We start from the raw sequence: 6,041 nt of genomic DNA, 5'->3' as shown, positions 1-6,041 counted from the left end.
GGCGTCGAAACGGCGCGGCTTGTCCACCTTCTTGCACGACTCCGCGTCCTTCCAGTTCGCGCGGATGTCCTGGTAGTTCATGCCGTTGAGACAAGCCATGGTCGTGTTGCCGAAGCAACCGGCCAGGTCGACGAAATTCAGCGGACCGGACTTCGCCTTTTCTTTCGCCCAGGGCAGGATCAGTGTGTCGAACGGCTGGCGATTGAAGTTGTCGGATACGTACTGCAGATCGTCGAGGATGCGTTCCTTGAAGGGGACGGGCGTTTCCGCCACATAGATATCGTCAAAGTGCTGTTTTTTCTCGTCGGTTTTTACGCCTGAATCACTCATGCGCTCATTTCCATATTGCGAAAGGGGCGCTTATGATCGTTGGGGGTGGGGGACCGGGTCAAGTCGGCCAGGTGATAACAGCCTCCACCATCCCTTCCCGTGGATGCCGGAATTCGAACCGGGCATCGAATCGTTCCGTGATCGCACGTACGATGGTGAGCCCGAGACCGTCGCTGCGCTCGGGGTCTGCCGGCGCGTGGTCCCCGGCTGGATTGGTCACCGTCATTACAAGGTCCGTGCCGCTGCACTGGACCCTCAACTCGACCGTTTCCCCGTTGGTGCCGTGGCGCAGCGCATTCTCCAGCAGGTTGCGCAGGGCTGTTGAGGCCAGTGGCGCGGGAAGTAGCAGATCCGGGAGTGATGCCTCCGAATCGATGCGGATTCGATCGCGCTCCGGCAGATCCGCAATGGCCTGATGGATCACTGTTTCCACGGCTGCCCGTTCATGGCCGTGCGCGCCCGCCCGTTCAACCCTGGCAAGCATCAGCAGCTGCTCGATGATGCGCTGCATGCGTTGGATGCCCGCTTGCGCCTGGTCCAGGGCCCGGCTGGCTTCGGGGGCCTGGCGTGCTGCTACCTGCAGGTTTGTCTTGATGGCGGTCAGTGGCGTGCGCAGTTCATGGGCCGCCTGACTGGCGAAGTGCTGTTCGCGCTGTATCGCCTCGTTCACCCGCGCCAGAAGATCATTCAGCGTTGAGACCACTGGCTGGAGTTCCGCCGGAGCTGATCCGATGTCCACGGGGGTGAGCATGGAGGGGCGGCGTCGGGAGACCTCACGGCTGAGTTGCTCAAGGGGCGCCAGACCCCGGCTTATGCCGAACCAGACCACGCCGATGCCGCCGGCAAGTGCCAGCGCAAAGGGGGCAACCAGCACCAGGAGAATGCCTTCGCGAAGCTCTCCGCGCTCCGTCATGCGGTCCGCTGTAGTAATGTGCAGCCCGTTGTGCTCAAGGGTATAGAGACGCCAGCGTTCTCCGCTGATCATCGTGTTCCGGTAGCCGGGCTCGCGGGCGTCCAGGGCCTGGCTGTTGGCGCCTTCGGTGCGCACCAGCACCTCACCGCCGGCGGCCTGGATCTGGCAGGCCACGCCCTCGGACTCCGGCTGCACCAGCTCCGTATCACTTCGGGGGCTTTCCAGGAGTCCGGGCTGACGGGCGACCAGACCCGCGACCATCCGCGCGGAGGCTGCCAGGCGCTCATCCAGGGTATCGGAAACCTGGCTGCGCAGGTCGAGGAACAGCAGCGCAGCGGCGGATGCCCACAGAACCCCCAGGGCCAGCCCCACGCCCAGAACCAGTCGCCGTTTCAGCGTCATTGCGGTTCCCCGCTGTCATCACCGGGTGGAGGGCCCAGCCGGTAGCCCATGCCGCGGACCGTCTGGATCAGCTCCCGACCCAGTTTCTGGCGCAGGTGGTGAATGTGCACATTGAGAGCATTGCTGCCGATCTCGGTGTCCATGCCGTACAGGGCGTCCTTGAGCTGCTCTCCTGTCAGGATGCTGCCACCGGACCGCAGGAACTTTTCCAGCAGCAGGAGCTCCCTGCGCGGGAGGGTGACCGGTTCCCCGTTCATGTTGACCTCGCCGCGTTCCGGCATGAACCGCAGGCTGCCATGCTCGATCGCGGGCGTGGCGCGGCCGGATGCGCGGCGCAGCAGGGCCCGCAGCCGGGCGCCGAGCTCGTCCAGGTCAAAGGGCTTGAGGACGTAGTCGTCCGCTCCGGATTCCAGCCCGGTCACCCGGTCATCCATGGCGTCCCTGGCCGTCAGTACCAGAACCGGCACGGTGACGCCCCGCGTCCGCCACTGGCGCAGCAGTTCAAGGCCATCCCCGTCCGGCAGGCCAAGATCCAGGATCACTATATCGGTGTTCACCGTCGCCATGGCGTGTTCCGCGCTCCTGGCACTGGTGACCCGGTCGACCACAAAGGAATCCATCTCCAGGCCGCTGACCAGACCGGAGGCCACCAGATCATCGTCCTCAATCAGCAACACATGCATCTTAATGCCCACTTAATCGGTACCCTGCACAATCCTGCCAGTTGCGTGAACAGCAGGGAGACAGAATGAGACACACCCAGTCAGCAGCGACGGTGATGGCAGCCCTGCTCCTGATGCTTGCCGGCATGATACCGGTTCAGGCGGCCATTGATCAGTCGGATTTTCTATCCCCGGAGGAGGCGTTCCAGTACGAGCTGGTTCCCGACGGTGATCAGTACCGTCTGGCGTGGGATATTGCGGATGATTACTACCTCTACCGCAAACGCATGACCGTGAGCGGCCAGGACGCTGAGCCCGCGAGCGTGAGCTACCCGGAAGGCGAGATCATCACCGACGAGTATTTCGGGGAGTCCGAGGTCTATTACGGTCAGGCCGAGGTGCTGATTGACCCGGGGGAAGCCCGCACCCTGGAGCTGAGCTGGCAGGGCTGCGCGGACGAGGGCCTGTGCTATCCGCCCCAGAGTGCCACTGTGACACTGGAGGGAAAAACGGCCAGTCCCGGTGACGGTGATGGCGGGAATCCCAACGCTGAACAGGCTGGCGGGGCAGCACCACAAGCGGAGGATGAATACCTGGCCAGCAGCCTCGCGGACAGCAGCCTGGCCTGGAACCTGGTCCTGTTCTTCGGGCTGGGCCTGCTTCTGGTCTTCACGCCCTGTGTGCTGCCAATGGTTCCCATCCTGTCCGCGGTGATTGTGGGCAGCCAGGCGGCGCGCGGCCGGGCCTTCTGGCTGTCGCTGACTTTCGTGGTCACCATGGCAGCAACCTATGCGGTGCTTGGGGCAGCGGCGGGGCTGATCGGTGCCAATCTTCAGGCCGCGTTCCAGGTGCCGCTGTTCATCGGTGGCCTGGCGGTGCTCTTCGTGCTGCTGGCACTGTCGATGTTCGGCGTTTATGAGCTTCAGTTGCCGGCCTTTATCCGGGAGCGTCTTGAGGCGATGAACGGTCGCCAGACGGGCGGCCATCTGGGTGGTGCGGCGCTGATGGGCTTCTTTTCGGCCCTGCTGGCGAGCCCCTGTATGACCGCGCCGCTGGCGGGCGCTCTGTTGTACATCGCCGAGTCCGGTGACGCGCTCAACGGCGGTCTGGGCCTGTTCGCCCTGGGGCTGGGCATGGGCGCGCCGTTGGTGGCATTCGGCACCCTTGGAGCGAGTTTCCTCCCGAAACCCGGCAGCTGGATGAACGGCGTCAAGGCGGTGTTCGGGGTGATTCTTCTGGGTACCGCTGTCTGGTTCCTGGAGCGTATCCTGCCTGATCATGTAGTCATGGCACTCTGGGGCGTTCTGGCGGTCATTGTCTCGGCTCTGGCGCTGAATGCAGTGCGCCATGCCGCCCTTGCTGAACCAGCACGGGCTCTGGCAGCGGCGTTGGCACTGGTGGTGGGTCTCTGGGGCGCTCTGATGCTGGTCGGCGCGGCTGGCGGCGGCAGTGCCCTGTACTCCCCGCTGACACCCTTTGTGGGGGGCGGTGAGCCCGCCGGTGACACCGGAGAAACCGATGATGGGATGGCCGGTTTTGAGGTGATCAAGTCACCTTCGGACCTGGATCAGGCGGTGGTCCGTGCCGGAGAGCAGGGGCGGTGGACCCTGCTGGAGTTCTATGCGGACTGGTGCATCACCTGCGAGGTGATCGAGGAAGAGGTCTTCGGTGATCCCAGGGTCCAGAAGGCGCTGGCGGATGTGCAGCTGCTCCAGGCGGACGTCACCGCCAACGACCGCACGGATCAGGCACTGATGGATGAACTGAAGGTGGTGGGACCGCCCACGATCATGCTGATCGGCCCGGATGGGCAGGAGCGCCGTGGCTATCGTGTCACCGGCGAGATCAGCAGCGAGGCCTTCCTGGAAAGGCTTTCCGCTACGGGCGCGTCGTCACTGTGAAGGAGGTATTGATGTCATCAATCGCCGTGGGGCCGCTGAGCCTTCCGGTTGCCCAGGTCCTGATGATCGTGGCCTTTGCAGTGGCGCTGTTTGCCGGGGCCGTGGCAGGGCGCCGTGAGCAGGTGAGCGTGGGCGGGCCGCTGACGGATATTCTGCTCTGGTCGCTGGTCTGTGCGCGGATTGGTTTCGTGGTGCTCTACTTTGATCACTACCGGGATGACCCGCTGGGCATCATCGATATCCGCGACGGCGGCTTCCATCTGGTGTCCGGCCTGATCGGCTGTGTCGCGGTAACCGCCTGGCAGCTCTGGCGTCATCCGGCGCTGCGCCAGGCGCTCGGGATTGCGGTGACCGTCGGTGTGCTGGTCTGGGCGCTTCCCTTTGGTCTGATCAAGCTGATGCAGGTCCAGGGGCAGGGGATTCCGGATGTGACGGTGGAATCACGCGAAGGCAGTGAGCGGCCACTGGCGTCATTGGCGGACGGCCGCCCCATGGTGGTCAACCTCTGGGCCTCGTGGTGCCCTCCCTGTGTGCGTGAGATGCCGGTGCTGGAAGATGCTCAGGAAAGCCACGGGGATATCGCCTTTGTGTTCGTCAATCAGGGGGAAGGTACACCGACCATCAACAGTTTCCTTGATGAACATGACCTGACGCTGCGCAACGTGGTCCTGGACCGCAGGCGCGAGGTGGCTTCCAATACCGGCAGCCAGGGGCTGCCCACGACGCTTTTCTACAACGCATCCGGGCAGCTGGTGACCGTCCATCATGGTGAGCTCTCCAGCGCGACCCTCGCGGATAACCTTTCCGAATTCGAAACCGACAAAGGAGATAACAACCAATGAGTCCCCTCAACACCGGAGCCTACCGGCTTGCCGCCGGCCTCCTGCTGATCCTGGCCCTGGCTCTGCCGGCCCACGCCCAGCAGCAGACCATGGATGGCGACGCCATCTGGCAGACCCTGGAGGACAGCAACTGGGTGCAGGACGGCGCTGATGACGCGGACAGGATCATCTACACCTTCACCGATCCCAACTGCCCCTACTGCGATCAGTTCCGCGAACAGGCCGCGCCCTGGATCGAAGCGGGCCGAGTCCAGCTGCGTCACATCATGGTCGGGATCATCAAGCGCAGCAGCACGCCCAAGGCGGCCACGATTCTCGGCAGCGAGGATCCTGAAGCGAAACTGGCGGAAAACCGGAAAGCCTATGAAAGTGGCGGGATCGAGCCCGACGAGGCGCTCGTGAAGGAAGCGGAAGGCCAGGTCCGGGAGAACAACTTCCTGATGCGGGACCTGGGCGCCAGGGCCACGCCCACCACCATCTACTGGGATGGGAATGGCGAACTGGCGGCCAAGCAGGGTGCACCCCGGCCTAGGGAAATGCCCGCGATCATGGGCAGCCAGAAGCCGGAGTGACCTGCGTCAGTGCTGGGGCACGACCAGGATCTTGCCGTCGCGCTCACCCGAGGCGGCGGCCGCCACGGCCTGCTTGATGTCGCTGACATCGTATTCGGCGGCAATCGGAGCCTTCAGGGCGCCGCTGGCGATCTGGCGGGTTACTTCGCTGTAGATGGCCATCTGCTGGTCACGGCCAGCCTGGCTGAACCAGCGTGACAGCCAGAAGCCGCGCAGCGAGATGTCACGGAAGACCACGTTCGCCGGCGACATCTGGCATGGCTGGCCGCTCATCATGCCGTAATTCACTACCGGGGAACCGGCTGCCAGGCAGCTGGCCAGATGGTCGGTCGCATCACCGCCCACAGCGTCGATGCCGAGCCGGATGTCCGCGCCGCCGGTGGCTTTCAACAACTGACCGTCGAGCGACGTGACTCCCC

The 6,041-nt window shown here is 64.1% G+C and carries 7 protein-coding genes; 3 read left to right on the top strand and 4 right to left on the bottom strand.

Going from position 1 to position 6,041, the window contains the following annotated elements; genetic code table 11:
- From QZ501_RS14690 to QZ501_RS14680, 3 genes are all read right to left on the bottom strand, one after another.
- Nucleotides 1–330 (bottom strand): hypothetical protein (locus tag QZ501_RS14690; RefSeq protein WP_295720552.1); only part of this gene is annotated, 330 nt, incomplete at its 3' end.
- A gap of 58 nt (nucleotides 331–388) precedes the next feature.
- Entirely contained in the window at nucleotides 389–1,645 is a 1,257-nt protein-coding gene (locus QZ501_RS14685; protein ID WP_295720550.1) for a histidine kinase dimerization/phospho-acceptor domain-containing protein, read from the bottom strand.
- Nucleotides 1,642–2,328: a response regulator gene (locus QZ501_RS14680; RefSeq protein WP_295720554.1), complete on the bottom strand. Its 687-nt coding sequence runs from the start codon at nucleotides 2,326–2,328 to the stop codon at nucleotides 1,642–1,644. The genes QZ501_RS14685 and QZ501_RS14680 overlap by 4 nt, the downstream gene beginning before the upstream one ends.
- Nucleotides 2,329–2,393: 65 nt before the next feature.
- On the opposite strand from QZ501_RS14680, the gene dsbD reads away from it, so the two are divergent.
- Genes dsbD through dsbG form a run of 3 tightly spaced genes read left to right on the top strand, consistent with a single transcriptional unit; the run spans nucleotide 2,394 to nucleotide 5,622 of the window.
- Entirely contained in the window at nucleotides 2,394–4,208 is a 1,815-nt protein-coding gene (gene dsbD, locus QZ501_RS14675) for a protein-disulfide reductase DsbD (RefSeq protein ID WP_295720548.1), read from the top strand.
- 11 nt (nucleotides 4,209–4,219) lie between these two features.
- On the top strand, nucleotides 4,220–5,050 hold the full coding sequence (locus QZ501_RS14670; RefSeq protein ID WP_151440897.1) for a TlpA disulfide reductase family protein: 831 nt from the start codon (nucleotides 4,220–4,222) through the stop codon (nucleotides 5,048–5,050).
- Nucleotides 5,047–5,622, top strand: a complete 576-nt coding sequence (dsbG, locus tag QZ501_RS14665; RefSeq protein WP_160898627.1) for a thiol:disulfide interchange protein DsbG — start codon at nucleotides 5,047–5,049, stop codon at nucleotides 5,620–5,622. Before QZ501_RS14670 ends, dsbG begins: the two co-directional genes overlap by 4 nt.
- A gap of 6 nt (nucleotides 5,623–5,628) precedes the next feature.
- Here dsbG and QZ501_RS14660 read toward each other — a convergent pair.
- Nucleotides 5,629–6,041: zinc-binding dehydrogenase (locus QZ501_RS14660; protein WP_295720545.1), on the bottom strand; the 413-nt coding region annotated here is incomplete at its 5' end.

Origin of the sequence: uncultured Halovibrio sp., assembly GCF_913056445.1 — a bacterium.
Lineage (GTDB): Bacteria > Pseudomonadota > Gammaproteobacteria > Pseudomonadales > Oleiphilaceae > Halospina > Halospina utahensis_B.
The sequence above is the reverse complement of the archived record's forward strand: the minus strand, read 5'-3'. Positions and strand labels throughout refer to the sequence as shown.

Coding starts and splice junctions, on each gene's coding strand:
- QZ501_RS14685 (WP_295720550.1), bottom strand. CDS start 1,645: ATGACGCTGAAACGGCGACTGGTTCTGGGCGTGGGGCTGGCCCTGGGG.
- QZ501_RS14680 (WP_295720554.1), bottom strand. CDS start 2,328: ATGCATGTGTTGCTGATTGAGGACGATGATCTGGTGGCCTCCGGTCTG.
- dsbD (WP_295720548.1), top strand. CDS start 2,394: ATGAGACACACCCAGTCAGCAGCGACGGTGATGGCAGCCCTGCTCCTG.
- QZ501_RS14670 (WP_151440897.1), top strand. CDS start 4,220: ATGTCATCAATCGCCGTGGGGCCGCTGAGCCTTCCGGTTGCCCAGGTC.
- dsbG (WP_160898627.1), top strand. CDS start 5,047: ATGAGTCCCCTCAACACCGGAGCCTACCGGCTTGCCGCCGGCCTCCTG.